Source organism: Rhizobium sp. CB3171 (assembly GCF_029714265.1).
Classification (GTDB): Bacteria; Pseudomonadota; Alphaproteobacteria; order Rhizobiales; family Rhizobiaceae; genus Rhizobium.
On sequence record NZ_CP121652.1, the window covers coordinates 1,950,808 to 1,975,029 of the forward strand.

Below are 24,222 nucleotides of genomic sequence, written 5' to 3' on the forward strand. Positions count from 1 at the left end.
GCGTGGCTTTTTTGCTGCCAGCCATTGGCGGCTGTAGCTCTTCTGATTCGAAATTGGTGACCGTGTGCGAAGAAGTTTTGAAATTGAGACTTTTAGCACCGGCAGGATACAAGCGGGTCGAAATCAAAGAATCCAACGAGCCTCTCAACCGCGCCGACTACAAACGCTATTTGGCGGGAGACGAATATGGGCCGCTCATCCAGGGAGCCAGGATGAAGGATTTTGACCAAGGCCGGGTAAAACCTCTGATGTTTGAGGTTCTTATAACTTACGATGCTCCTAACGCTTATGGCACACCAATTCGCGGCACCTCCAGATGTCAATATCCAACTGACAATGAAGACACCTCCAGAGCGGACCGTCTCTACGTAATGGTCGACGGCAAAACGAACGCGGACTGGTTAGAGACGCAACGCTAAGAAAAGCGGGCGACTATGAGGCTTCAACTACTTCTGGCTGCATTCTCCGCGTGCGCTTCCTTATACGGGATGGATTCGCGACACATTCAGGCGGCTGTTCAGCTGAAGTCACGGCATACGCACTTGTACTCCTTAAAATTTCTGAGAGACACTTATGGACGTTTGGCTAAAGGCTTTGATCGCAACCGCATGCGCAGTGGTAATCGCGAGCGCCGCGATTGTCGGCGGTATTGCTGGTTGGCAATACTACCAGGCATGGCAGGAGGAGAAGGCTGCCAAGCTTGCCGAACGAAAATTCAAATGCACCGATGCACTAAGAGAAGAAGTCCGTGCGAAAGCAGGAGAAAAGACATATGGTTCATTAGCTCTCATGGTTGCCGAAGCGGATGATTGCCGAGCGGAGTTTCCTGATATTCGAGCCTCGTTCTGCTTTCGTCTCTGGAAAGACGTGAAGCTATTCAATGCAGGAGAAACTACCGACTTCTTCGACAAAATGACCTCTGCAGCGGTCAAAGAGGTTGACGCGTGCAACCAAGAGTTTGGCTATACTGAGCCAGAAAAGAGGCCTCTCCCTCAAAACACGAGTGAGTGGAAAGCGGCCACACCATCAAAACCTGCGGCGGCGCTGACAATGGTGGCAACCTGCGAAGCTGCACTGAAATTCCGCCTCGGTTCATCAGCTACCTATACGCAAGTTGACCATTCCAAAGCCCAATTTCCAATGGGTCGCAGTGCGTTCGCAAGCTACCTTGAAAAGACCGACGACAGCATTTCGATGCGGGAAGAGAAGCTGAAGCAATTCGATCAAGGCGTTCTGAAGCCGGTAGAATTTTATGTCTACTTGAGCACAAACGCCATCGTCCAAAGCCGATATCAGCGGATTGAAGCGGCCTGCAGCTACGTCGGCATACAAGGTACTGACGCCGGCGCTGCTGTAGACAATGTGAGACTCACCTACTGAAATTCTATAGCGAGACCCTCTACCCCGCCTCCCGCGCCCTGATCGCCTCCGTCTCCTCCTCCACCGCCTGGCAATAGCGCCCGTCCATCGCCTTCAGCACGGCGATGTCCTCGCGGCGCAGGAGGTTGCCGGTCAGATGCAGCCAGGCGAGCATTTCCTGGTGGGAGAGCGGCGCCGGGCCGGAAAAGCCGGGGGCCCGCGCCGAGCGCAGGTCCCAGAACCAGTCCCAGAGCGCATGGCCGGCCTCCGGCACCTCGGCCTCCGGGCTTAAAAGCTCGAAGGCCTCGTTGCGCTCGCGCCGGGTCTCACCGTTTGTATCGCGCACGCAATCATAGCGTGCAACGACCCTTACGGCTTCTGAAAGCCCTTCGGCAAGCTCTTCATAAAATTTGCGCGGTCCTCCGAGGCGCCGGCCACCTGATCGTAGATCCAGCCGGCTTCCTCGACGACTTCACGGGCCCTCTCGAAGGAGAGTATCGGCTGCTCGCCCTTCCACTGCTGCTCGCCCCAGCTCCAGGAGGCGATGGCGGCGGCTGCCTTGTCGAGATATTCGGCCTCGACCTTGCTGGTGGTCAGCTTCTTCTTGCGGCTGGCGAGGAAGCGGTCGCTATGCTGGCGAACGATCTTCTTCACCTCGTTGCTCTCGGCCGAGCGGATCATGAAGGAGATGCCGAGCGGCTCCTCGGTTGCCGGATGCAGGAGCTGCAGCTCGAAGAGATCTTCGGAATTGACGAGACTGGAGATATCCAAGGAAACACCTTATCGGTTGGGACATTTGAAAGTGGCCGCGCGCCGCAGGAGAACGACGCGCGCAAGGTTCCGTAAGATCGCGCTTACGGCGTGGTGACGGGATCGACGCGGATCGGCAACTGGTTGAGGCCGACCTTGAACTTCTCCAGATCGAAATCGTCGGAGCCGCCGCCGGGATAGAGCGGGCCGGAAACGACGCCGCGCGAATAGAACACCGTGTTGGTCTTGCCCTGCGGCGCGTCGTTACGCTCGACCTTGATCGCCATGTTGTTGACATTCAGCGGGTCGCCGAAAGTGCGAAGGATGTCCTGACCCGGATCGTCGGCGATGGAGGCGACTTCGAGCTCCGGATCGCCGGCGTTGGAAACGCCCTTCTGTTTCTGCTGCACCGGCTCATCCAGCGTATTGTAGTTGTTGATGGTGGATTCCGAGCCGAAATCGCCGACCTTGCCGACCTTGCCCACCTGCACCCAGGTCAGCGCGGCATAGGCGGTGGCCGTGAGATCGGTATTCTGGGGCGTCTCGCATACGTAGACTTTCGAGCCCTTCTTCGTGCTTTTGTTCGCCATGGATCATGTCTCCGGTTCAAAGGCGGTGTAGGGAATGGTGACCGGTATCTGCACCCGGTCATCCTCTTGGATCGGGCCTGCGGCCCACGGCTCGCCGCTAATCGTGATCTTCACGCCAGAGGCGAACAGCGTCTTGTTGTTGAAATGGTCGATGACTTGGCCGGCAGCATCGAGTGGCTTGATCAGCCCGCCGCCGGCCTTCCAATAGACGGAAACCTGCAAAAGCCCGAGCTTCTGCTGCGGATCGTCGCCAAGCGTCACCTGCCGGGGGCGGTTGGGCAGAAAGCTGACGGCCAAATAATTATCCGGCTTAGCTTGCCCCGCCGGCGGAAAGGCAATGCCCGGCTGCGCCACCGGCAGCGGCGGGCTGAAGCTCAGCACCGCCAGATGGTCCAGCAGCGCAGCCAGAATGAGTGCGTCCGTTCCAGTCGCCATCAGTCACCCGTCTCTATGATGTTGAAATTTCGAAAGGATCAGTCCGTCTCGCGAACGGCGCGCTCGACAATGTCTTGCCATTCCTGCGCCGCAAGCCGCACCATGCCGGCGCCTGCCTTGCCGTCACGGCCATATTCGATCTCGGCCGCATAGGGTGCGGTGAAGCCCATATAGATCTTGCCGCCCAGCGGTACGCTGAGGGCAGCCAGATTGACCGGCTCGGCATTGGAACCATCAGACGCATCGGCGGCAGATACTCCGGCATGCATGACCGGCATCGCCGAACCGGAAACCTGGAATGAATTCACCAGCGCCCCGCCGGTATCCGGCGTCCTCTCCACAACAGCCTCCGCCAGCAGCCGGACGGAGGTTTCGACGACATCCTCCATGCGCTGCTTGGTCTTTTCAGCCCAGGCGGCGATGGTGGCGGAGAAATCGGAAGAAGCCATTTCAAGGAACCTTTTGACATGATTGCAAGGCCGCCGCTGTCAGGAGTCCGCTCCGCGAGCCGACCGCTCGAAGTTCAGCAAGGTCGAAGTCCCGTAGCGTGCGCGAACCCTGGACATGCCGCGCGTATCGTCCGCCCTCGCCGTCGATGACGGCTCGACCTTTTGCGGCAGCGACAGCCGATCCAGAATCAACAACAACCGCACCAACAGCCATAGAGCCAACGCGGCCCCGAAGCGGGCAAAGGCGCTCATTGCCGCACCTGCAACTGCCAGAGCACGGTGGTCCCACCCGGCGACAAAGGCGCGATATCGACGATCGCATGCTCGACGCCGGCAATCACCAGCCTGTCGGCAAGCGTCGGCGCGATCGAAAGGCCCGCCGTCGAGAGATAGACCATCCGGTCGCCACGCTGGATCAGCGTATCGCCGATATGCGCCTGCGTATGGTCGAGATCGACCAGCATGCAGGCAAAGTCTTGGCTCGTCTGCACCGGGTCGTAATCGGGGCCGGTGCTGGTGATACGCCGAAGCTGAGCACGCTGGCCGAACTTGGCAATCAGCCGCTCGGCCGTGGCACGAGTTTTGGCATAGTCAAAACCTGTCATCACACCACCAGAATGCCCGGAAGAACCGGGCGCAGAAGTGGATAAAGCAGACCGTCCAATATCGTCAGCACCGGCCTTGCAGCGGCAATGGTGTCGTCAAGGGAACCGGCGGCGACATATTCCGTCTCCAACGGCCCCACCTTTTCGCGTTTAACAATCTGCGCAGCGGTGACGATGGGGCTCAAGCTCCCGGGTGTGGCGAGTTCCGCTCCCGCAGCCTCATAGGCCGCGTAAGTGATTGGTAACGGTACGACGTCCTCGGGAATGGCCTCGCCATTTGCCGTCGCCGCCGCCTTGCGCGGCCAGGATAGAGCCTGGTCATAGCCCCCGGCACGAAGCCCGGGAAAACGCGGCTCGTAAAGGCCGTCGACGACCTGCGACCCGCGCACCAGCGCCGCCGCGCGATCATCTTCGCCGGCTGCGGCCCAGGCCGCATTGCCCCGATCGGCAAAATAGGTATTGGCAGCATCGAGCGTGCCGTAAAAAGCTGCGGACATGAGAACTCCGGCAGTGAAGGAAGATGGCGCGGGGCCCTCTCCCCGCCAAGGCGGAGAGAGGGAAGTCAGGCTCAGGCTGCCGTGATCTCGTCGCCATAGGCCATGGCGGCCGGCAGGCGGACTTCCGTGCCGCCGGTGCGGGCGATGATCCCCGTTTCGAAGCTCATGATCGATTTCTGACGCGGCTGCAGCACGCGCCGCGGCATCGGCAGGTGGAAGCGCAGCACTTCCGGATCGCGGCGATAGACGACCATGCGGCCGCCGCCATCCTGGGATGCGGTCGCAAGCTCGCGCAGCGGCTGGATATCCAGCGGCTGGCCGGTTTCGGCGGTATAAACGTTGCCCTGGCGCAGGAATTCCAACACGGTGATGTAGCCGTCGCCATCGGCAAGCCGCTTGGTGGCAATCAGCCGGAAGGCTTCCGGCGGCAGGCGCAGACTGTCCACCCACTCGACTTCGCCCGTGCGTTCGCGCACGCCGCCGATGAGATCGTTGACATCGCGCAGGATCTGATCGGCGGTCTTGGCGGACCAGAAGGTCGATGAGCCCGTGCCATCCGCGGCGACATCGACGCGCGAGACATTGGGATCGTTGACGAAGCCGGTCCAGCCCTTTTCCGCCGAGCCGATCATGGCGACGGAATTCAGCAGACGCTCGATCTTGTCGGCGGCGAAGATGGCGTTGGAGGCGTTGAGATCGAGATTGTAGAGCGCCGCCTGATTGACCTCCTCCAGATTCCATTCCCAGCCGGAACCGATCATCGCGAAATCGTGGCTGGCGCTGTCGCGCGTCGATTGGTTGAAAGGCATATCCGTGGCGGCGCCGGAGAGGAATTTCGCCTCGCCCGCGCTGTCGACCGTGAAGAAAGTCGTACCGGCTGCCCATTCGTTGCCTTCGGTGACGACAGGCACATGCAGGCCGTAATTGAAAGTCGGATAGCGGCGCTGATAGATGCGCGTCTCGATGTTGCGGCCCTGCGCAATGACGAAGGAATAAGCTGCCTGGGCGTCGGCGAAATGCTGTCGAACGAATTGGTTCATGGATTAGGCGCTCCTGTGCTTGAGCGAGATTTCGACGATATCGCCGTTGCCGCCGCTCGTATCGAAGAAACAATCGGGAATGGGGCCGACGATGCCGGTTCCGGCCGCGTTGACATAGGCGTTGGCGGCCGGGTTGTAGTAGACGGCGTCGCCGTCGGCGACCGTGCCGCCTGCCCGCACATACATCTGGCCCGAGGTCAGAAAGGCGCCGGTGATGAACTGCGCATAACCGTCCACCTGCGTGGCGCTGGGCAGCACGGTCGGCGTCAGCGCGGCGATGCCGAGAAACTTGCCGCCGGCGGCATAGGGCGTAACGCCGTGATCGGCGAGACCGCGTTGGGCAGGCTGGCCGAACTTGATACCGGCGGCATTTTCCACCGTGCGGCTGATCTTGTTGGATTTTTCCTCCGAAGCGATCTGCCCGTGTAGGCCCTTCTGAGGAGCGTTTCCATAGGTGGTCTGATAAGTCGCCATTGAAGCGTCTCCTTTTCGTTGACCTGGTTAGATGGGATTGGCCGGCAGGTGGGCGGACTGCAGGTCGCGCACCATGGCGGCATAGGCAGTGAACGCCGAAGCCATCGACGTCTGCTCTGTGTTAATGCCGTCCTTGACCGCGGCGGCAAAAAGATCCGGCGTCTCGCTGACGGCCTCGGCCAGCATGTCGAAGCGCGCGTCGATATAGGCCTCCGACCGACCCTCAACCGCCCCTTCGCCGACCTTTGCGATGACGACCGCTTTGCGGATCGCGGCATCGGTAAGACCTGCGGTTTTCACACTGCCCGTGATCGCCTTGGCGAGCCCGATGAGGTCAGCGCGGGCCTCGGCTCGCCGCTCGATCTCGACATCTGACAAGAGGCTCGCCTTGATGGCATCCAGCTCGGCATCGCGAACGGCGATGGCCTTTTGATAGGCAACATCTGCGTCAGCGAGCCGTTGCTGCAATGTCGCGATAATTTCGGCAGCCTGGTCGCTGACTTCGATCCCGACCCCATCGACGGTAACTGTCTTCGTGAGCATCGTTCCTTCCTTATTTTGATGGTCATCGGAAATGGAGCGTGGGGCTGCGAGAGGAGCGCAGCCCCACGGTGCTGCAACATCGCCGATGCGGACTTTCGGTCCCGCACGGCCACGGCGCACAATGGCGATATGATTGATGCGAATATTCTTCTGGACGGCGTCATAGGCTTCGCCGGCAGGCGTCACGCCCGCGGTGAAATCGAGATCGCAGACATAGCCGGCGGATAGCTCCTGCTTGCCGCTCTCGATGTCCTGAATGGCCGCCTCGTCGCTGACCATCAGCGGCACCCGAATGAAGATGCCCTCACCGGCGATCTCATCGCCGGTCTGGCCGACGGAATACGTCTTCCAGTTTGCCGACGTGACCATTTCCGGCGGATGTTCATTTGTCACCGGCCGGTGAGCGGCACTCTTCAGCGTATCCTCGGAAAAGACTTCCGCCCCCGGCCGATAGACCCGCACGGTGCGCATATCCGGCCTGCCGATCTCCGCGCCGAGATAGTTCTGAATGCCCGTACGAGCGATCCGGGCGTCGGCCACAAGATAGCCGTCTGCTGTCCGTCGCGTTCCCGCGACGGTGACAATGTCTGTAAAATTCATGATTGGATGTTCCTTGGTCGGAAGTCGACTTTAGCAGATGGTGCCGCCGCTATGACGAGGCGGTATTCGCTGCAGATGCGACAAATGCCGGGCTTTCGCTCTGGCGAGTGGTTTCCTCGGGGACACCCTCGTGCAGGCCGATTTGATCTACGCCACCAAATGCCTCGATCGCCGCTTCCAACCCCGGCAATGAACCGTCTTCGACGAAGGTGTTCACCAGTGCCTCCGACAAGGCCTGCCGCGGGATGATTTCTTGGCCGGAAGACGAGCCAACCAAGGCCCGGGCCGCATCGGCCTTGGTCTTGAAAATATCGGCCTTCTCCTTCTCGCTCATCTGCTCCAGCGGCGCCCAGGTGGCATAGACGTCGGGATCGCGGGCGCCGGTGGCAGAGCGAATGAGGCATTCGTCCAGCCGGGACATGGCGGGTGTGAAGTCGAGTTCCTGAATTGCCTGGATGCGATCGTGATAGTTCCTCATGTCACTGTCGCCGGTGGCGTTGAGGCCGGCGGGAGATTGGCCGAGCAATCGGGTGACCGGAATATCGGCGGCCCCGGAGACGATCTGCATGAAGGCCATGAGAATGTCCGTCAGTCCCGACAGCGGCGCACTCTTGCTATCGTATTCTTCCTCACTGTCGAGGATCAGCGTTCCGTTGACGCCTTTGATGGTGTTGGCCAGCGTATAGCGGCGCAGCACAGCATCCTCGTAGGCTTGATTGCCGATATTGGCGGAGAATTGCGGCACCTTGATAATGTCGATCTTCGCCTCGAAAACGAGGCTGGCGATATTGGCCGCCGTGCTGTCGGCATTCTTGATGGCATCGAAGGTCGCCGTGAGCACACTTTCGCCCCAGCCGTGACCGGCCTGCCCCAGCGTCCCGCCAAAATCCTCGTCCGGCGCCATCGCGCCGTTGAAGATCACTAGCCGCGACGGATGGATGACGACTTGCGCTCCGTTTGTGCCGGTCAGCGTGTAGAGTTTCGGCCTGCCATACCATTCCGACGCCGGGTCGCGATCGATCTCGCCCGCGGCAAGTTGACGACGCGTCAACACGGTCAGATGTTTCAGCCCGCCTTTGCCGATACGCTCGAAATCGAGCGGCCGAGAAGGATCGGCATCACCAGTGCCGATGAACAGAGCCGCACCGCCGAAGAGCCGCCCCTTCTTAGACGCTTCCAGCACTTTGCCGCGCAGGTTCAGCCGGCGCTCTTCGGCCTCGATCGCCCCGATCTGATTGCTCTCGGCCTGCCAGTTGCGCCATTTGCGGCAACTATCCAGGGCCGGGATATCGACGATCTTGCGCGGCAGCCAAGAGCCGCGATAGGCGGCAATGATCTGTTCGTCGGTCAGGATCGGCTGGGCATAGAAGACCGACGCCGCCTTGTCCCGCTCCGTCCCCATGCGAGACGCAAGGCTCATCAGCCCATCGCGAACCATCGAGAGTACGTGTCCCATGGATTATCCTTTGGCATCTGTGTGAGGGAGAGGCCCTTGTTCCGAAGGGCTTAGAAGTTCTTGAAGCTGAAGGAAGAGCCCAATGCCAGCTCGTTCAGCGCATCGGCAAAAGCATCCACCTGATCGTCGAACTGCGCATTCGGAAATGCGCAGACCTCATCGAGAAAAGCCTCATTCCAATCGCCGCGCAGCAATTTGACATTTCCAGCCTCCGCCTGCGCGGAAGCCGGCTTGGCGCGCGTCGCCTTGTCACCAGTTATAGACAAGACTTTTATCGGAAAGCCGGCCAGCAGCTTGATCTTGGTCTCCGCGTCGGCTTTGCCGGCAGCACCAGGATCCTGCGGCATGCGGATCGTCACCGTCGGCCCATCCTGGGTCGCCATGTTCTTCAGGTTGCGCTCGACCTCCGCCGGCGACCAGCGGCCCCGTGCAACAGCCTCGACATAGAAAATGCCATTGGCTAGCGCCATGCGTAGGCCGACAGTCCAATCCGGCTGGCGACCGGGGCGGTCCTTCGAGGCGGCAAAATCCCAGGCGCGGCAGCGCTTCGCACCCGCCGGCACCGCATCGACGATTTCGAAATCGCCACGCTGGAACAAGCCGCCCGAGCGCGGCGACGGCCGCTGCTGAAACTGGCCGGCAACAGCATAGGAGCCGAGCGGCACCTTGTCCCGTTCGACCACCGCACGCGGAAACCGCTCGGGAAAGAGCAACTCGCCCTCCTCCGTTCGCGGATCTTCGAAACCGATCGATGTTTGGCAGCGACGCTCCGGCTCGAACTCCATAGGCAGCATCAGATGCTCGTAACCAAGCCCGAGCGCCAGGATCGTGCCCGAGACATCCGCCTCGTGCAGTCGCTGCATGATCACGACAATCGCCGAGCGCTGCGGATCGTTGAGCCGCGTCGGCACGGATTCGCGGAACGTACGGATTGTCGACAATCGTTCCGCTTCGGATTCCGCGCCATCGACCGAATGCGGATCGTCGATGATCACCCGGTCGCCGCGTCCACCGGTCAGCCTTGAAAACGGCACACCCTGGCGAAAACCGGTGCGCGTATTGGCAAAGGCCATCTCGCCCGTTCGCGTCAGCTTCACCCGGTCACCCCAGAGGGTCCGATACCATTCCGAGGCGACGAGATCGCGCATACGCCTGTTGTCGCGTTTGGCGTAGTGTTCCGAGTAGGACGAGCCGAGATAGCGCATCTCCGGCATGTTCTTCGGCCCCCATTCCCAGGCGGGCCAAAAGACGCCGCAGAGCAGCGACTTCATCGTCCCAGGCGGCACGTTGATCAGCAGCCGTGTGATCTCGCCTGATGTCACCGCCTCGAGATGCCGGCAGATGGCGTCGATATGCCAACCGTGAACGTAATCAACGGAAGGCTCGACCGCATGCCAGGCCTCACGGACGAAACCGACAAGCGACTGACACCGTGCCCGAATATCCTCCGCATCTGCAGCAATCTGCCGGGCGATTTCCGCCCGCTCCGCCTCAGCCTTCCGTCTCGTCCTCTCCTCGCGGATCGCGGCCATCATCGCCGCCGGATCCGGCAAGCGGACCGAAGAGGGACTCGAGTGTCGCAAGCTGCTCATCCGTGGCATTGGTTAAGTCGATCGTAAAACTCTGGCCGCCCTTGGCCCCGCCACTCTGGCGTTCACTTGGTTTCTGGTGAACATAGGATGCGGCGATCTTCGCCATTTCATCCCGCCTTTTCTGATCCGCCCCGTCGTCGCGCATGACTTTCAGCATATAGTCGAGCGGCGTATCGCCGGCGGACGCGGTTTTTCGCCGGCGTGTACGCGGCTTGCGCGGCACGACAGGCTTGTCGGCAGTGGACATGCTTTGGAATTTCCGATGGAACGTTGAAAGGAAACAAGCGGCTGATAATGAGCCGCTTGCGGTCAACAGTGCGTCGCTGCAACTGTTCTCATCATGCCAAAATCAATACCCCAATTCGGCGCAGTTGGCGACACCCTTGATCGACGAAACGGCGGCAAGGATTGCGAAATCTTTGACGGTGCCGCAGATAATCATTTGAAATCACATTAAAATATCGCACTCTGTCGTCCGACGATCAGAGCAGGACTGCTCCCATTTTCCCTTCAAATGGCTTCAGCGCCAGATAAAGCGAATGACCAACGAACAAGATCGACATCTGCCCGATCAAAATCTCTCGCAGACCCACACGATGCCTATGAGCGAATTGGATTCGAAGATCGGCGTGGCGCGGAATTTCATCTCTGCCAATCTCCCCATCTTGCCTGTTCCTTCGATCCCAGAGATCAGCCTGCATAAGGCCGGCCCGCAAAGCGGCCTATGGCGGCTTGCCGAGCAGGATCAGGAGTTTGGTTCACCTTATTGGGCACATTACTGGGGTGGAGGCTTGGTGCTGGCGCGGTATCTTCTCGATCGGCCTGACGCCGTCGCGGGCCGGCGCGTACTCGATCTCGGCGCGGGCTCCGGCATCGTCGGCATCGCAGCGGCAAAGGCGGGCGCGGCAGAGGTGATCGCAGCCGACGTGGACCCCTATGCCGTCGCCGCGATAGGGCTGAATGCCACCATCAATGGGGTGACAATTCTAACTGTTCTCACCGATCTGACGAAAGGAGAACCTCCCGCGGCTGACATTGTCTGCGTCGGCGATCTCTTCTACGAGGCCGCGCTTGCCGAGCGCGTCACTGCATTTCTTGACCGTTGCCTGGCGCGAGGCATCGAAGTGCTGATCGGCGATCCCTGGCGCGCCCATCTGCCGCATTCGCGGCTGCGATTGCTGGCTGAATACGTTGTATCGGATTTTGGTGCCACCGGTGCAGGCTCAAAGCCGAGCGGGGTCTTTGCGTTTGAAATACAAAACGCCCCAGCAAAGCCGGGGCGCTGAACAGTAATCCTTAGACAAAAGCCTTGGGTTTGGACCAGGGCCGATAGTGCGAATTTAAGCTCTCATTTTCGCACGCCGTCGATTCTCTCGTTCCAGCCGTTTCGCCAATGCCGCCAATTCCGGGCTCGCCGCATCGAATACCGGCTTTGAATCTTCCGGCAGCCAATGCGTCTCATGCTTTACAGGCGGGGTCTTCACCCGCTCGATACCGCCAGCCGAATTGGGCATCATCGGCGATATGCGTGACCAATCGGGCTCCTGCAATGACGGCGAAATCGCAAGCAGCGCATTGGCGACGTTTTGAAATTCGCTCTGGATGCGCCGTTCCGCTGTTCGCCTCACCCGGCCGGTCCTCCCACAGAAATCACGGAAGGAGCCGACAATGTGGGGCGCAGCAAGGCAGACCGACCATCGCGAAAGCAGGATGCGACGCTCCTCGCCTCTGACATGGGTCAGCAACCAGTCCTGCAGCACTTCTTCGGCACGGCTGATAGCCGCTGCATTTGGACGATAGCGAACGCGGATATCGGCGTGGTCAGTGGGCTCAGGAAGAACCTCCGGCCAAAGCGTGCGCATCCGATCCGGGCGAACACCGCGCACGTCGAGATGGATCATCGTGTCGGCAGCCTCGACGAAACGGGCACGAACGATGAGGCTCAGATCGGCGAGCTCGGCGGCGCGGTCGGAAAGATCGTCAAACTGCAAGGCGTTGTGGTGCATCAAGTCGCTTCTCCAATTCCCGATAGATCAAAATCCGAAGCGTGGCGCGCACCGGCCACGGCCGTCGCGCCACGGCGTCAGCGCGCAAAGTGCCAAGCGCGATATCATCGAAGGCGGCCAGCAGATCGCCAGGCCGTTGCAACGCCCAATCCTGGCGCTGAACGAGGATGTCGGAGACGGCTCCGATCGTGTCCGACCATAATTCATCGCGGTTGTTGCCGGTCTGGCGAATACAGCGCAATACGAAGACCAGATGCCCATCGCCATGCTGCCCCCGAATTTCCTGCATGGTGCCACGCGCATGGCTTTGCGCCGGCGCGCGACGGCGATGGACGGGCACGAGCTTGATGCCGAGGCCGTCAAGAAGAATATCAAGCCTGCCTTTGCTCATGGGCATATCGCCTCCCTTCCGGAAGAAAAAATGAATGCAATCAACGGCAACCTCTCGGTCATGCCACCTTCCCGTTTCCAGCTCCGGCGTCGGCAAAAGGATGCTTCGGCTTGAACAGGGCTTCCGCCTTTGAGATCGCCTCTACCCTTGCGCCATCACGCAGCATCGGCGTGTTGAGATAGGCAACCATCGCCTCACCAGCGGCCGCCTTTGCCGCATCCTCGGTCGAGAAGACTATGGGCTCGCCGCGCTTGTCCTTGAGGACCTCGTTCGTGGCGCGGTGGACCTTGCGGATCCAGCCGAGATGACCGCCGGCAACAGCTTCAGTTCCGATTTGAAATTCATTCATGGAAACCTCCTCTGGTCGCCTAGACCAGGTCTTCGAATTAAGTTTTGAAAGTGGTTCAAATGCCGAGCGGCAGGCTGTCAGCGCCATGTCATCGGGGGCGGATTCTGGAGCGCCACCAGAGTGACCAAAGCCCTCGAAGCTCGCTTCGATTGGCCTCTGACTGAAACTCATCATCAATCATGCGAAAATGGACCAGATCTCCCTCCGGCGCGCCGCTGGCATCATCCTGACCAGCAGACCTCGAAGACGAAACAATCGGCTCCAGAGCGGCAAGAACACAAAGGAAGAAAAGAGCAGCGCCGACGCAGGCGAGAAAACCCTGAATGATCTCGCTCATATCGCTTTCTCCGTAGCCGGCTCGCTCCCGACCGAACCGGGATCAGACATTTCCGTTGGCTCGACATGCTCGTCGCAAGTTTCACAGTGCCGCTCGATCACCTCCGCGATCGACAATGCCCGGCCACAGCCGGGGCAACCCCAGAAGAAGTCGAAATAGCGTGAGCTCGAACCCACCTTTGTGTCCCTCCTAATTGAGATCATCCGATCACTCCCCAAAACCATCCTCCGCTAGGCGCCGTTCGCCTCAGCACTTCGGCCTGCAGCGAATTTAACCGCCGGCATCTTGATGGACACAAAATATGTTGATATTAATGTCGATGTCAACATGATTTATGTTAATTATTTTGCGAGTGTTGGATCATGCAAAAATCCATGGGCGAACGACTAAAGGCGGCGCGCGAAGCCGCAAACTATCCCTCGGCGACGAAGGCGGCGGAGGCACTTGGCATTGGCCTCTCGACCTATCGAGCGCATGAAAACGGCCAGAACGAATTCGGCCCCGAGATCGCCGATCGCTACGCCAAGAAGTTCGGCACCACCGCCGGCTATCTTTTAACGGGCGAAGGGCCAAGGAAGGTGGAGCGGCCAGGGCCACGCATGGTGGTCACCTCCTTCGATCCCGATGAGCAATACAATGAAGGATTTGCCGAAGGCGGCGATGACCTCAGCTACAGTCGGGAACATTGGCAGCCGAAGATCGAAGGCGCGACGCCGGAGGTGGACGTCAAACTCGGCGCCGGCAGCGGCATTGTCGGCGAGGTTATCAATCTGCCGGTCGGCGCAGGCAATGTTGCCGGCCATAAGATCGTGGCGGAATGGCTGATTCCCTCAGGCTATTTGCGCAACGAGGCAAAGGCATCGCCGAACCACACCATCATCATGGAAGTGATCGGCGATTCCATGCAGCCCACCTACATGCCCGGCGACCGCGTCGTCGTTGATCTCTCGCAGAATCAGATGGCAACCGATACGGTCTATGCCATCAGCGACGGCTATTCCGAACCGCAGATCAAACGCCTCCAGCGCGTTCCTTTCACCCAGCCAAGCCAGGTGAAGATCATCTCCGACAATCCCGCACTGGAAACCTTTACGGTGGAATTGGCGCGGCTGACGATCATCGGGCGCATCTGCGGACATATTGCCAGGAAGTAGGTCGTAACCGATTCCCCCCTGCCCCATCAGTCATCTGCTTCCGACTAACTAGAAGCGGAGCCGGACGCTTATTCCTAGATAAGCCATAAACATCTATCGTGTTTTTTACAATCAATAGACACAAAATATGTTGACACATATCGTGCCATATGAAAGTTTGCCTTTCACGAGCCGGTAGGCCGAGACGGAATGAGCCCGCGCAAGTCCAGAGATCTTGCGTGAAGCCAGCGAAACCGGATCGGCAATCGGCTGAATGCAGCCCGCCGGATGCAGAAGGGAAAACGCCATCCATGCATGCAAGATCCGAAGTCATGACCACCGCTTGGACGCTTTATCGCCGTGACACGCGGCTGCGCCGGCCTTCGACCGCGGCCGCCAGGCGCCAATGGTTCGCCCGTGCACTCTCGACGGCTTGGACATGGGCACGCCAGCAAGCAACCGATGCGACCAAAACCGAAGACCAGAGCCGCGCCGAGCGAATTGCAAATCTGAGACTGGAATTGCTGCGCATCGATGCCCGGCCATTCGGAATGTCGATTGCCAGGGATCGGGCAATGTTGATGGAAGAGATCCATCACCTGTCAACCACATCGCTCGTGTCGGTTGCACAAATGGCCGCGTGATGATGCCCAGCGAAGTTTTCTCCTGCGAATATTCCTTCGATGAACTCGCCATAAGCCTCTGCGACCGTTGGGAAACGGGCCTGCTGCTCTACGGCCGCGCCGAACTGACATCGGCAGGAGATGGTTATGACGGCGAATTTTACGTCTCGGCGATCAAACTGGATGGGGGATCGCGATTGGTACGGCCGAACACGATCAGCAGCATAGGCAGCTTTGAGGCCGAACTGTTCCGCCGCATTGCCGCCGTGATCGAAAACGACAGGACGTCGGCCGGCCGCCACGCCGCCGAGCTGTTCGCCATCGAGTATGAACAGTCTAAGGAGACCGATTACGACTTATTTCGCGAAATCGAACGGGAAACGATATTGGGGGCCGGTGGCGTGATTATCCTCCAGCATCAGATTGCGACAGACTGAGGCTATGGCCGATCCGATCTACACGTCTTTCCACTTCGAAAAAGTCGCCGCCTGCCCACGCCGATTTCCGTCGCGGTCGATGAGTTGCCAGACGATGCCGTCTTCCATCCAGAAGCGCCGTCCCGACTTCGTGATCCGCAACCCGCGATAACCCGAGATAAAGCCGTCGCGTGTAACCGCATCCAACAATTGCTGACGTTCGGCACGGTTCGGAAGCTCCGCCGAGAGACGCGACGGCAAAGTGATGAATTCGTCCCAGGGATATTCGAAACAAGCCTGGCCAGCCTTGTTGGCATAAATAAAGCGCGGATCGGCGTCTGTATTATGCGCGACGACCACGAACGGAGCATCGTTATAAAGCCAACTCGGTCCCAGCCCTTCGTCGAGGAGAGACATCCCGACGATACGGGCATAACTTCCGGTGAGCAGATCGAAAAACTCGCGATCAACCGACAAATCGGAGCTGTTGCGTTCTGAACTAATGGCCATGGATATCTTTCTCGCGAGCATGTCCGGTTTTTTCTTTAAGGCCGGAAATGCCGGAAACCGAATAGAACATCTCGCTGGCACTTGTAATTGGTCCTGCGCATAAATTCAAAGGTGGCGTGCCGGGAGGGCAAGCCATAGCCACCAAAAATCAATGATTTAGACCAAAGCGGGATCGGAAAACCTTCCACAATCAATCCCGATCGCCCATTCGGCTATTGATCATCATCGTCGTAACGCGACGAGGACCGTCGCCCCTCAAGCCTGTCCAGAATTTGGTTTAGCTCGTCCGCACATGCCTTCATGGGTTCGTCTTCGGCACATTTGATGTCTATTTTGACATCGCCGTTCTCGATGCGGAAACGAGCCGCCTTGGAAAAGAACGGACGACGGTTCATTGAACCCCTATGCCAACCGCCTCGCATTGCATCGTCATCAGGTCGGTGCAGGCCCATTGCTGGTGGTTGCGGCGAGTTTGCCGGCGGCGCTGTTTCTGTCTGGGTGGGCTGTTGGGCCGGCGGCGTCGGCGCCGTTGTATTCGGAGCTTGCTGGGCGAAACTGACGCCAGCAGAAAGCGATAGGGTCAGCGCGGCGATAGATAGAATCGTTTTCATTCCCTGGTCCTCCTCGAGACTGTGTAAAGAACACGCGAACTTGAGGATGGTTGCCAGGATGTACGAAAATTTGAGCTCACATAGCTAGATACTCCGAAGATCACCGTGATGTGCAAAGCGGTATAGCTCATTGTTGAACCGACCAGGGTTCTCCAGAAAAGGTGCGTGCCCTGTTGCGGCATACCACGATGCGGTCGCTCCCGGGCACAATGCTAGAAGATGCCGCCCCATCGCCGGCAGGACCACAGTGTCCTCTTGGCCGTGGGTTACAAGGACAGGCACAGCAAGTGCTGTCAGTACGTCGTCGGAATCGATCTCACGGGCCAGCAAGACAGCCCGGACCTTCGCTGGCACGGCCATATTCCAGCAAATGGCCGTTTCGAATATCTCGGAAGGTAGCTGCGAATAAGTGCAAGCGCGCACGAAATTGCGGATCGCTGCGATGTTCCCGGGCAAATCGTCGCTCGTGGCGCCAATGACATGGTCGAGGAAGCCCGGGCCAATCAAGGTGCCGAGCGCCGCCTTGTTTAGCGTGGTCGCCGCGCCCACAAAGTTGATGCCCGCAACATGGGCAGTTCCATGGGCGCGCAGATAGTCGCAAATAATGAAGCCGGCATAGGACCAGCCCACAAGAACCGGCTTGCCGAGGTTCAGTTGATCTATTACGGCGGCGATATCGTCTGCCCAAAGCTGCGGTTCATTGTAATACTCCGCTTCAAGGGGAGCGTCCGACATGCCGTGACCGCGCAGGTCCAGGGCCACAAGACGAAAATCCTCCGCAAGCGTGCTTTCATACTGGTTTTTCCAGCAGAGATGGTTCTGTGACCACCCATGGATGAAGAGGATCGACGGCGCGTCTTCTCTTCCCCACTCGCGAACATGCAATCGCAATCCCGCGCCGCCAGTTACGGTGTGAACCTTCATCGCCGTGCCTCCTTGTCATCCTCCAAAACTGCAGCAAGCATTCTATTCCGGGCGCATGAGAAAGAATGTAGGAGAAACCGTTGAAAGTGCCGGGCCAATCGTTGAAAATTGCCGCCGCAGTTGAGGCGCGAGCACATCCCGCTCAGTTGATGGCTTCTCTAAGGCGGTCAGGTCCGCGTCAAGGCGCGATAACTCGAGGCTGCGTTGTTTCGGCGACGAAGCGCGTTACTTCACGAACAAACTGCTCAAAGGCGGGTTCGTTGGCAAGGAGAATGTGATTGGCGCTGTCGAGATCGACAAATCGAGCTCCAGGGATGCCGGCTGCAAACTCCCTACCGGACTGAAAGGGAACGACTGCATCTTTTCTTGCGTGCAGGACGAGGGTCGGAATCGTCACCTGCGACAGGACATCCGAAACGTCGATCTCTCCGAATGCTTCGTGCAGGCGACCTGCGTTGCTGGGCGACACAGAAATGCGCTGCAGTTCGTCAAACCAATCCATCTGCACCTGGTCTGCCCCTGGAATGAACATCGCAGTGAACAGATGCCGAAATACCGGATTGTTCTGACCCCACCCCTCCCGGATCAATGCGGTCATCGCCTCATGCGTGGCGACCTCATGGCTGTCACTTCGCTTGCGCCAGCCTTTTACAAATCCGCCATATAGGATGAGCCCCGAAACCCGTTCAGGGTGTCGGACGGCATAAGCAACGGAGACGGCGCAGCTTTGCGATACACCCAGAAGCGTGAACCGGTCGAGGCTTGCCGCGTCGACCACACTCTCCAGGTCCGCAATCATCGCCGCAAACGAAATATCCTCGGCAATCCAGTCCGAAAGGCCATTGCCGCGTTCGTCATAGCGTATCAGCTTCGCCTTCTCCGAAAGGGCATCGATCCAATGCCTCCACACCGGACTTTCCCAATCATACTGGAGATGCGACATCCAATGTGCGGCTCGCACGATCGGCGATCCCTGCCCACACACCGCGTAAGCAATTGTTACCCCGTCTGCGGTTTTGCAGAAGCGAATGTCCTGCGATCTCTTAATAGGTGTCAGCGCTGGCGACGGAACATCTGTTTCAAAAGTCCGGGAGACGAGACCTGATCCAGGCCGTGAAAGTCGCGGTGATTGGTTGAGGGCATCGCGAGCCCCCTTGCCCAGCCCAGCCCCGGAGACTGAAAGCTCCGACCACCGCTCGGGGAGATCGACAGTGGCAATCTCCTTGGTAAGACGGTCAAGCACCAGAGAATAAACGTTTACTCGTTCAGGACTGTCTTGAAGGCGTCGAAGGAGGGCGCGCAGAATTGCCATATGCAACCGAAGCGCCATATCCCGGTGACATAGCCGCCACGCTTCAAAGTTTGGGCAGTGCGGCAGGCAGAGGTCTTCAAGAAATTCGCCGCGAAACGTTGTGGCAAGCAACTCCAATGTCTCCGTATCCAAGGCGTCGACGTCAGCAGGTCGGAGAGACGACATGCGCTTGAAATCCACGTCGATCGTCTGCGGGCTGAGGAGAACGGAATTGTGGTCAGCATGCAAACGCACATGACCGTCAGTATTCACGATCGGCCTGAGTTTATGGAGGCTCCACCTCAACGAAGCCCGAGGGTCGTCTGGAACTTCCCAGAACATCTTGCAAAGATGATCGCGACGCTGGGGTCTTCCAATGACGGCCAAATAGGCAAGAAGAGCGCGGGTTTTCTTCGACTGCGGCAGAGACAGAAGTATTCCCTGCTGCTTGACCTCGAGTTCGCCCAATAGCTTGATGGTTAGCTGGCCGACCATGACACACTGACTCGCAGAAGTGCTGAGCCGACAGCTTAAAGCAATGTAGCCCAAGATGAAATCGGCTGCGGTTACCGTGAGGCTAACCCCTTGGGTGATCGGCCCATTCGCTTAGCTAACGACCCTTCGTTGCGTTGACCGATGCAAGAAGGTGGATGAATGGCGAAATGATGAGGGAGTATATGGCCCGTTTTTAACGTCTACTACGCCTGTTACTTCGGATTTTGGCTTTTGCCGTTCCCATGTAGGGGGCCTTTAGGATACTGCACAATGAGGCAAGCCATCCGGAGGACAAGGTGATATGCCGCAATGATCGTCGATCACTGTGGATAGGCAAATTTGCCCACCCACGGTGATGCAGTACGCCCGGGGGTGTCGAGCGCTAGTCGCAAACGGTCCTGTATAGCTTCACCCGATGGTGATAGCTGTACCTGTAGTATTTTTCTGTCCAACACCGGCGACCATAATCATATCTCGGGCCGTCATAGTAGCCATCGTATGCATAGCGTGGCCGGTGATAGTATCGCGGTGGTGGCCGATCATCGTAGTAGCGAGGACCGGTCCCGTACTCAAAGTAGATCTGAGAGAATGCCGGCGACGCTGGTAACGCCGTTGCAAACGCCAGTGCTGCGATTGCGATCATTTTCATGTGTTCTTCCCATCCCGATTTGCACACCCTCATTTGCAAGGCTGTGTCTCACAACTGGGATGTTAATACGTCATGAGCGCTGCTTCTGAACACGGACCTAAGTCCCGATCAAATCCGGACTTTGGCCTGATGAAGCGCAAAAGGTTGGTTCGACGTTTGCTCAATTCCTTTATTGGTGTGAAGGCGGCGGACGCCCCGGACCTTACGAGGTGATTGCCGATCCCAGACGGGGGGAACTGCCGAGCTTTTCGGAAAGGAAGTCGATCAAAGCCCGCGCAGCCGTCGGGAGATGCTTCCGGGAAACGTAGAGAGCATGAATGCCGAGAGACCGCGGCTTCCAGTCCGGCAGGACGACCGCGAGTTTCCCGGCGCGGACTTCTTCATCCGCCGCGAAGCACGGCAGCATGGCGATGCCGAGACCTGAAAGAGCGGCACGTTGCAAAGCCAGAGCGTCGTTCGTCTGAAACCCTCCTGACACAGCTACTGTAACCTCACCCTCGTCCTTGTTCAGCACCCATTCTGAGCCACCCAGATGTGCATAGGTCAGGCACCGATGGGCTATTAGGTTTTCCGGTGAAGCAGGTTCGCCGCACGCTGCCAGGTAGTCCTTGGAGGCATACAGGCGCGATGGGCAATGCCCCAGACGTTTCGCCGTCAGGGATGGATCGAGATGGTTCGCGATACGGATTGCAATATCGATACGGTCCTGAACGAGGTCGACAGATCTGTCCGAGATCTGCAGATCGATCTTGATCCTGGGATATTTTGTCGCGAATTCCGAGAAGTGAGGTATGAGCTGCGCCTCGGCCAGGATACTTGGGGCGGTTACTCTCAGAAGACCATGTGGAGTATCGGAATGAACCGCCACCTCGGTCACGGCGTCGGCGACGCGAACCATCTCCCTACACAGCTCCAGAACGCGCTCGCCGGCTGAAGTCAGACTGAGCCGCCGTGTCGTGCGATGAAGAAGCCTTGTTCCCGACCATTCCTCGATCGACGCAATATACCGCGAGGCCATCGCACGCGACATCCGGAGTTCCTCAGCGGCAGCCGACGCACTGCCACGTTCGACTGTTTTCAACAGGACTACCGCCGCGGTGATGCGATCCATGATTTTCTCGATCCATGCAACATTCTGTATCGCATAGTGCTGTATATCCTTGATTTTTGCAACACTACATTGTCTCCCAACAAAGGAGATCGACATGACCGACAACATCGAACTTCAATACTTCTTCGACCCACTCTGCGGCTGGTGCTATGCAAGTGCGCCGGCGCTGGCGGGCTTGGCCGACAAATACGGCGACAAGCTCAAGATGCTGCCCTCCGGCCTTTTCGTAGGCGGACGGCCGATCTCGTCCATCGCTGACCATGCCTGGCGCAACGACCAGCGTATCCAGAGCCTGACGGGCCAGCCGTTTTCGGAAGCCTACCGCCAAAACGTCCTGCTGGCGCCGAGCGGCGTTTTCGATTCCCGGTCGGCAACGCTGACCCTGACCGCTCTTGGCGAGCAGGATGCTCGCCTTGAACCCCATTTCCTGCATGCCGTGCAGATCGCCCGGTATGTCGAGGGGCGCGACACATCCAGCATCGACGAGGTGACCGAGGTTGCCGTCCGGGTGGCCGCCGACCATGGCTCCGAATTGGCGGTCGAGACTTTCGTCGACCGACTCAGGAATGATGCGGATCTGCGTGAGCGGACTATGGAGCGAATGGAAGAAACACAAATTCGGATGAACACCCTCGGCATTCGCGGCGTTCCGCAGCTCGTCGCAGTCGTCAACGGGACGTCGCACGTTCTGAGCGGCGAAGCCCTCTACCGCGGCCCGCAGCATCTCGTCGCAGCACTTTCCAGGCTGCCAGCAGCTCCTTGAAAACCACAACCCAAAAGGAAGATCATCATGAAAATCGCACTCATCGGCGCTTCCGGCCAAGCCGGTTCTCGCATTCTCGCCGAACTGTCCTCACGCGGCCATATCGTTACCGCCATCGCCCGCGACCCCTCTAAGGTCGGCACCCTGCCGAACGTCACCGCCGCGGCGGGTGACATTGACGTTCCGGACGCTCTAGCAAACGTCCTGGCCGGACATGACGCCGTCATCAGCTCGGTCCATTTTTCCGCCGCCAATCCCGACAAGCTGATCGGCGCCGTCAAGGCCTCAGGCGTTCGCCGCTACTATGTGGTCGGCGGCGCCGGCAGCCTTGAAGTCGCGCCGGGCGTCCTTCTCGTCAACACACCCGAATTCCCGGTAATGTACAAGGCCGAAGCCCAGGGTGGCGTTGACTATCTCAAACAGCTCAAGGCCGAGGACGGCCTAGACTGGACCTTCCTGTCGCCCTCCGCTGCCTTCGTGCCGGGCGAGCGTACGGGTAACTTCCGCCTCGGCAAGGACCGGCTCCTGGCCAACGAAAACGGCAGCAGCATTTCGTTTGAAGACTTCGCCGTCGCGCTCGTCAACGAAATCGAAGCGCCAACGCACGTGAAGCAGCGCTTCACCGTCGGCTACTAACCGCCAGTTTTCAACACCATTCGCCTTTGGCGCAGCCGCTCATCAATGGGGTGGCGGCTGCGCCCGGATCCGCTTGCCTCCTTGGTAGGCTCCGGACCTCTCTTCCACCTCCATCAGGAACTAAATCAATGCCCAACCGTCGCAATACCCTCAAGTCGATCGCGGCCGCCGCCGCTGTAATGATCGCTATCGCCTCGTTCGCAACCGCGCAGGAGCAGCCTGCTCTGTCGTGGAAGGCTTTCAAGACCACCGAAGCCGGCTTTCTGCGCGCTCCGGTTCTCATCACCGGAAAGAGCGAAGCGGTTCTTATCGACTCGAGCTTCAGCTTCTCGGACGGCAAGGCCGTTGCGGATGCCATCAAGGCTAGCGGCAAGCGCCTGACCACGATCTACATCACGACCAACGATCCCGACTACTACTTCGGCCTCGCACCTGTTCACCAGGCGTTTCCGGACGCCCGCATTCTTGCTGCCGCTGATACCGTCGCCTTGATGCGCAAGAAGGCTGAAGGCAAGATTAAGGCATGGTCGCCGGTTCTGGGTGATAATGGTCCTAAGGCCGTTGCGGACCTCATCTTCCCTGAAGTCAGCGACATCACCTCCCTGTCGGTCGACGGCGAAAAGCTGGAAATCGTCACTGCGCCGGGCGTCAAGGACCGCGGCCGCTACATCTGGGTTCCCTCGCTGAGCGCCGTGTTCGGGGGCGTGGCGGTGTTCGGGGGCATGTACCCCTGGGTCGCGGACATGCCGACTGCCGAAGAACGCACGGCATGGAAGGCCGCGCTTGAAGGCATCCTCGCCCGCCACCCCAAGATCGTCGTGCCTGGTCACACCACTCAAGCGTGGCCGACTGATGCTTCCAGCGTGACCTATACTCGCGACTACCTCGTCGCGTTCGAGGCCGAAGCCGCTGAGGCCAAGGATTCCAAGGCACTCATCGAGGCGATGAAGAAGCTCTATCCGAACGATGCGATGCCGATTTCGCTGGAAATTGGAGCGAAGGTCGCAAAGGGCGAAATGACCTGGGGAAACTGAAGAGGCTGAGCGCGGCGTATTCGCCGCGCCCTTCCATGCGTATAGATAAATGCAAGCGGACAAGGTCTTTCATCGCGTTATCGAGATTCACTGATCACCCGAACGACCACTAATGGCGCGAAGGCTGCCGTCCCCGTCATGACGGCAGCCTTCGAAACTGCATGAAGGATCTTGGTCAAAGTGCCACCAGGACACCGCTTACGGCTCATCAGCACAGTCTATACGGCGAGAGCGAATGGTAGGCGCCCCGTGGAGGCAGGTATGAAGCACCTCGTTCTGGAACAGAAACGGGGCAAAATTGTCCCACCGCATTCGATGGTCGGAAAAAAGTGGGCCAATTATCGCGAAATAAGTCAATCTTTTCAATGATCGCTTGAAGAGAGTGGTGGGCCCGGAGGGACTCGAACCCCCAACCAAGCGGTTATGAGCCGCCGGCTCTAACCATTGAGCTACAGGCCCGGCACGACTAAAAAATCAGCGTGCACGCAGCGCCGGGGCAATGGTTCCCCGGGAGCCGATTTGGCTCTAGCCCAATTCGTCTTTTCCCACAAGG

General features: G+C 59.0%; 34 protein-coding genes and 1 tRNA gene. 10 read left to right on the forward strand and 25 right to left on the reverse strand.

The genetic code is table 11. The features are described from left to right. The first annotated feature begins 2 nt into the window (after positions 1 to 2). Both QA648_RS09535 and QA648_RS09540 read left to right on the forward strand, forming a co-directional pair. Complete coding sequence (locus QA648_RS09535) at positions 3 to 419, forward strand: hypothetical protein (RefSeq protein ID WP_158704477.1); 417 nt, start codon at positions 3 to 5, stop codon at positions 417 to 419. Positions 420 to 573: 154 nt separating this feature from the next. After that, positions 574 to 1,380, forward strand: a complete 807-nt coding sequence (locus QA648_RS09540) for a hypothetical protein (RefSeq protein ID WP_104823641.1) — start codon at positions 574 to 576, stop codon at positions 1,378 to 1,380. 19 nt (positions 1,381 to 1,399) lie between these two features. On the opposite strand, the gene QA648_RS09545 is transcribed toward QA648_RS09540, so the two are convergent. The 14 genes from QA648_RS09545 to QA648_RS09610 form a co-directional block, all read right to left on the reverse strand. Further along, a complete protein-coding gene (locus QA648_RS09545; RefSeq protein WP_104823642.1) occupies positions 1,400 to 1,705 on the reverse strand; it encodes a hypothetical protein in 306 nt (101 codons plus the stop codon). Positions 1,706 to 1,728: 23 nt separating this feature from the next. Further along, positions 1,729 to 2,130 (reverse strand): hypothetical protein, encoded by a 402-nt coding sequence (locus QA648_RS09550; protein WP_104823643.1) that lies wholly within the window; start codon positions 2,128 to 2,130, stop codon positions 1,729 to 1,731. Positions 2,131 to 2,213: 83 nt separating this feature from the next. Beyond that, complete coding sequence (locus tag QA648_RS09555; protein WP_104823644.1) at positions 2,214 to 2,699, reverse strand: hypothetical protein; 486 nt, start codon at positions 2,697 to 2,699, stop codon at positions 2,214 to 2,216. Positions 2,700 to 2,702: 3 nt separating this feature from the next. Further along, positions 2,703 to 3,134 carry a phage tail terminator-like protein gene (locus tag QA648_RS09560; RefSeq protein ID WP_283051138.1) on the reverse strand — a complete coding sequence of 144 codons (432 nt, stop codon included), beginning with the start codon at positions 3,132 to 3,134 and terminating at the stop codon, positions 2,703 to 2,705. 38 nt (positions 3,135 to 3,172) lie between these two features. Further along, complete coding sequence (locus QA648_RS09565; protein WP_283051139.1) at positions 3,173 to 3,583, reverse strand: HK97 gp10 family phage protein; 411 nt, start codon at positions 3,581 to 3,583, stop codon at positions 3,173 to 3,175. Between the two features lie 39 nt (positions 3,584 to 3,622). Beyond that, positions 3,623 to 3,835: a hypothetical protein gene (locus tag QA648_RS09570; RefSeq protein ID WP_104823647.1), complete on the reverse strand. Its 213-nt coding sequence runs from the start codon at positions 3,833 to 3,835 to the stop codon at positions 3,623 to 3,625. Then, on the reverse strand, positions 3,832 to 4,188 hold the full coding sequence (locus QA648_RS09575) for a hypothetical protein (RefSeq protein ID WP_283051142.1): 357 nt from the start codon (positions 4,186 to 4,188) through the stop codon (positions 3,832 to 3,834). Before QA648_RS09575 ends, QA648_RS09570 begins: the two co-directional genes overlap by 4 nt. After that, a complete protein-coding gene (locus tag QA648_RS09580; protein WP_283051143.1) occupies positions 4,188 to 4,685 on the reverse strand; it encodes a DnaT-like ssDNA-binding protein in 498 nt (165 codons plus the stop codon). Before QA648_RS09580 ends, QA648_RS09575 begins: the two co-directional genes overlap by 1 nt. A gap of 71 nt (positions 4,686 to 4,756) precedes the next feature. Beyond that, positions 4,757 to 5,725 carry a DUF2184 domain-containing protein gene (locus QA648_RS09585; protein WP_283051145.1) on the reverse strand — a complete coding sequence of 323 codons (969 nt, stop codon included), beginning with the start codon at positions 5,723 to 5,725 and terminating at the stop codon, positions 4,757 to 4,759. 3 nt (positions 5,726 to 5,728) lie between these two features. Further along, positions 5,729 to 6,199, reverse strand: coding sequence for a DUF2190 family protein (locus QA648_RS09590; protein ID WP_104823651.1), 471 nt, complete (start codon positions 6,197 to 6,199; stop codon positions 5,729 to 5,731). A 27-nt stretch (positions 6,200 to 6,226) separates the two neighbouring features. Next, entirely contained in the window at positions 6,227 to 7,342 is a 1,116-nt protein-coding gene (locus tag QA648_RS09595) for a DUF2213 domain-containing protein (protein ID WP_283051147.1), read from the reverse strand. 49 nt (positions 7,343 to 7,391) lie between these two features. After that, complete coding sequence (locus QA648_RS09600) at positions 7,392 to 8,798, reverse strand: phage portal protein (protein WP_283051149.1); 1,407 nt, start codon at positions 8,796 to 8,798, stop codon at positions 7,392 to 7,394. A 50-nt stretch (positions 8,799 to 8,848) separates the two neighbouring features. Further along, positions 8,849 to 10,333 (reverse strand): phage terminase large subunit, encoded by a 1,485-nt coding sequence (gene terL, locus QA648_RS09605; protein WP_199773477.1) that lies wholly within the window; start codon positions 10,331 to 10,333, stop codon positions 8,849 to 8,851. Further along, positions 10,290 to 10,637, reverse strand: coding sequence for a hypothetical protein (locus tag QA648_RS09610; RefSeq protein ID WP_104823654.1), 348 nt, complete (start codon positions 10,635 to 10,637; stop codon positions 10,290 to 10,292). The genes terL and QA648_RS09610 overlap by 44 nt, the downstream gene beginning before the upstream one ends. Between QA648_RS09610 and QA648_RS09615 the strand changes: the two genes are divergently transcribed. Together QA648_RS09615 and QA648_RS09620 are read left to right on the forward strand one after the other, a co-directional pair. Further along, positions 10,636 to 10,836 (forward strand): hypothetical protein, encoded by a 201-nt coding sequence (locus QA648_RS09615; RefSeq protein ID WP_158704478.1) that lies wholly within the window; start codon positions 10,636 to 10,638, stop codon positions 10,834 to 10,836. The two genes, QA648_RS09610 and QA648_RS09615, sit on opposite strands and share 2 nt — an antisense overlap. A 150-nt stretch (positions 10,837 to 10,986) precedes the next feature. Next, the gene (locus tag QA648_RS09620) at positions 10,987 to 11,676 is read left to right on the forward strand and encodes a 50S ribosomal protein L11 methyltransferase (RefSeq protein WP_283051289.1); all 690 of its coding nucleotides are present in this window, start codon (positions 10,987 to 10,989) and stop codon (positions 11,674 to 11,676) included. 54 nt (positions 11,677 to 11,730) lie between these two features. On the opposite strand, the gene QA648_RS09625 is transcribed toward QA648_RS09620, so the two are convergent. The 5 genes from QA648_RS09625 to QA648_RS37015 all read right to left on the reverse strand — a co-directional run bounded on the left by QA648_RS09625 (position 11,731) and on the right by QA648_RS37015 (position 13,676). Then, the gene (locus QA648_RS09625) at positions 11,731 to 12,396 is read right to left on the reverse strand and encodes a DUF6362 family protein (RefSeq protein ID WP_283051151.1); all 666 of its coding nucleotides are present in this window, start codon (positions 12,394 to 12,396) and stop codon (positions 11,731 to 11,733) included. Next, complete coding sequence (locus QA648_RS09630; RefSeq protein WP_245463854.1) at positions 12,371 to 12,793, reverse strand: hypothetical protein; 423 nt, start codon at positions 12,791 to 12,793, stop codon at positions 12,371 to 12,373. Before QA648_RS09630 ends, QA648_RS09625 begins: the two co-directional genes overlap by 26 nt. 52 nt (positions 12,794 to 12,845) lie before the next feature. After that, positions 12,846 to 13,136, reverse strand: a complete 291-nt coding sequence (locus QA648_RS09635) for a hypothetical protein (RefSeq protein WP_104823657.1) — start codon at positions 13,134 to 13,136, stop codon at positions 12,846 to 12,848. A gap of 88 nt (positions 13,137 to 13,224) precedes the next feature. Next, a complete protein-coding gene (locus QA648_RS09640; protein ID WP_104823658.1) occupies positions 13,225 to 13,473 on the reverse strand; it encodes a hypothetical protein in 249 nt (82 codons plus the stop codon). Then, on the reverse strand, positions 13,470 to 13,676 hold the full coding sequence (locus tag QA648_RS37015; protein WP_104823659.1) for a hypothetical protein: 207 nt from the start codon (positions 13,674 to 13,676) through the stop codon (positions 13,470 to 13,472). The genes QA648_RS09640 and QA648_RS37015 overlap by 4 nt, the downstream gene beginning before the upstream one ends. A 159-nt stretch (positions 13,677 to 13,835) precedes the next feature. Between QA648_RS37015 and QA648_RS09645 the strand changes: the two genes are divergently transcribed. The 3 genes from QA648_RS09645 (at position 13,836) to QA648_RS09655 (ending at position 15,666) form a co-directional block, all read left to right on the forward strand. Continuing rightward, positions 13,836 to 14,627, forward strand: a complete 792-nt coding sequence (locus tag QA648_RS09645) for a LexA family transcriptional regulator (protein WP_283051153.1) — start codon at positions 13,836 to 13,838, stop codon at positions 14,625 to 14,627. 290 nt (positions 14,628 to 14,917) lie between these two features. Next, a complete protein-coding gene (locus tag QA648_RS09650; protein ID WP_245463856.1) occupies positions 14,918 to 15,250 on the forward strand; it encodes a hypothetical protein in 333 nt (110 codons plus the stop codon). Further along, complete coding sequence (locus QA648_RS09655) at positions 15,250 to 15,666, forward strand: hypothetical protein (protein ID WP_283051155.1); 417 nt, start codon at positions 15,250 to 15,252, stop codon at positions 15,664 to 15,666. Before QA648_RS09650 ends, QA648_RS09655 begins: the two co-directional genes overlap by 1 nt. An 18-nt stretch (positions 15,667 to 15,684) precedes the next feature. On the opposite strand, the gene QA648_RS09660 is transcribed toward QA648_RS09655, so the two are convergent. From QA648_RS09660 to QA648_RS09685, 5 genes are all read right to left on the reverse strand, one after another. Then, positions 15,685 to 16,155: an MEKHLA domain-containing protein gene (locus QA648_RS09660; protein ID WP_283051157.1), complete on the reverse strand. Its 471-nt coding sequence runs from the start codon at positions 16,153 to 16,155 to the stop codon at positions 15,685 to 15,687. Positions 16,156 to 16,367: 212 nt separating this feature from the next. After that, positions 16,368 to 16,766: a hypothetical protein gene (locus tag QA648_RS09665; RefSeq protein ID WP_104823664.1), complete on the reverse strand. Its 399-nt coding sequence runs from the start codon at positions 16,764 to 16,766 to the stop codon at positions 16,368 to 16,370. Between the two features lie 84 nt (positions 16,767 to 16,850). Next, on the reverse strand, positions 16,851 to 17,690 hold the full coding sequence (locus tag QA648_RS09670) for an alpha/beta hydrolase (protein WP_283051159.1): 840 nt from the start codon (positions 17,688 to 17,690) through the stop codon (positions 16,851 to 16,853). 178 nt (positions 17,691 to 17,868) lie between these two features. Further along, complete coding sequence (locus QA648_RS09675) at positions 17,869 to 19,476, reverse strand: alpha/beta hydrolase (protein WP_283051160.1); 1,608 nt, start codon at positions 19,474 to 19,476, stop codon at positions 17,869 to 17,871. An 851-nt stretch (positions 19,477 to 20,327) separates the two neighbouring features. Beyond that, positions 20,328 to 21,236: a LysR family transcriptional regulator gene (locus tag QA648_RS09685; protein WP_283051162.1), complete on the reverse strand. Its 909-nt coding sequence runs from the start codon at positions 21,234 to 21,236 to the stop codon at positions 20,328 to 20,330. Positions 21,237 to 21,330: 94 nt separating this feature from the next. Between QA648_RS09685 and QA648_RS09690 the strand changes: the two genes are divergently transcribed. From QA648_RS09690 to QA648_RS09700, 3 genes are all read left to right on the forward strand, one after another. Further along, positions 21,331 to 21,999, forward strand: coding sequence for a DsbA family protein (locus QA648_RS09690; protein ID WP_283051165.1), 669 nt, complete (start codon positions 21,331 to 21,333; stop codon positions 21,997 to 21,999). A 27-nt stretch (positions 22,000 to 22,026) separates the two neighbouring features. Beyond that, complete coding sequence (locus QA648_RS09695; protein ID WP_283051167.1) at positions 22,027 to 22,635, forward strand: NAD(P)-dependent oxidoreductase; 609 nt, start codon at positions 22,027 to 22,029, stop codon at positions 22,633 to 22,635. 128 nt (positions 22,636 to 22,763) lie between these two features. Then, positions 22,764 to 23,669 (forward strand): MBL fold metallo-hydrolase, encoded by a 906-nt coding sequence (locus QA648_RS09700; RefSeq protein WP_283051169.1) that lies wholly within the window; start codon positions 22,764 to 22,766, stop codon positions 23,667 to 23,669. 383 nt (positions 23,670 to 24,052) lie between these two features. On the opposite strand, the gene QA648_RS09705 is transcribed toward QA648_RS09700, so the two are convergent. After that, positions 24,053 to 24,128: transfer RNA gene (locus QA648_RS09705), tRNA-Ile, on the reverse strand. Positions 24,129 to 24,222: the final 94 nt, after the last annotated feature.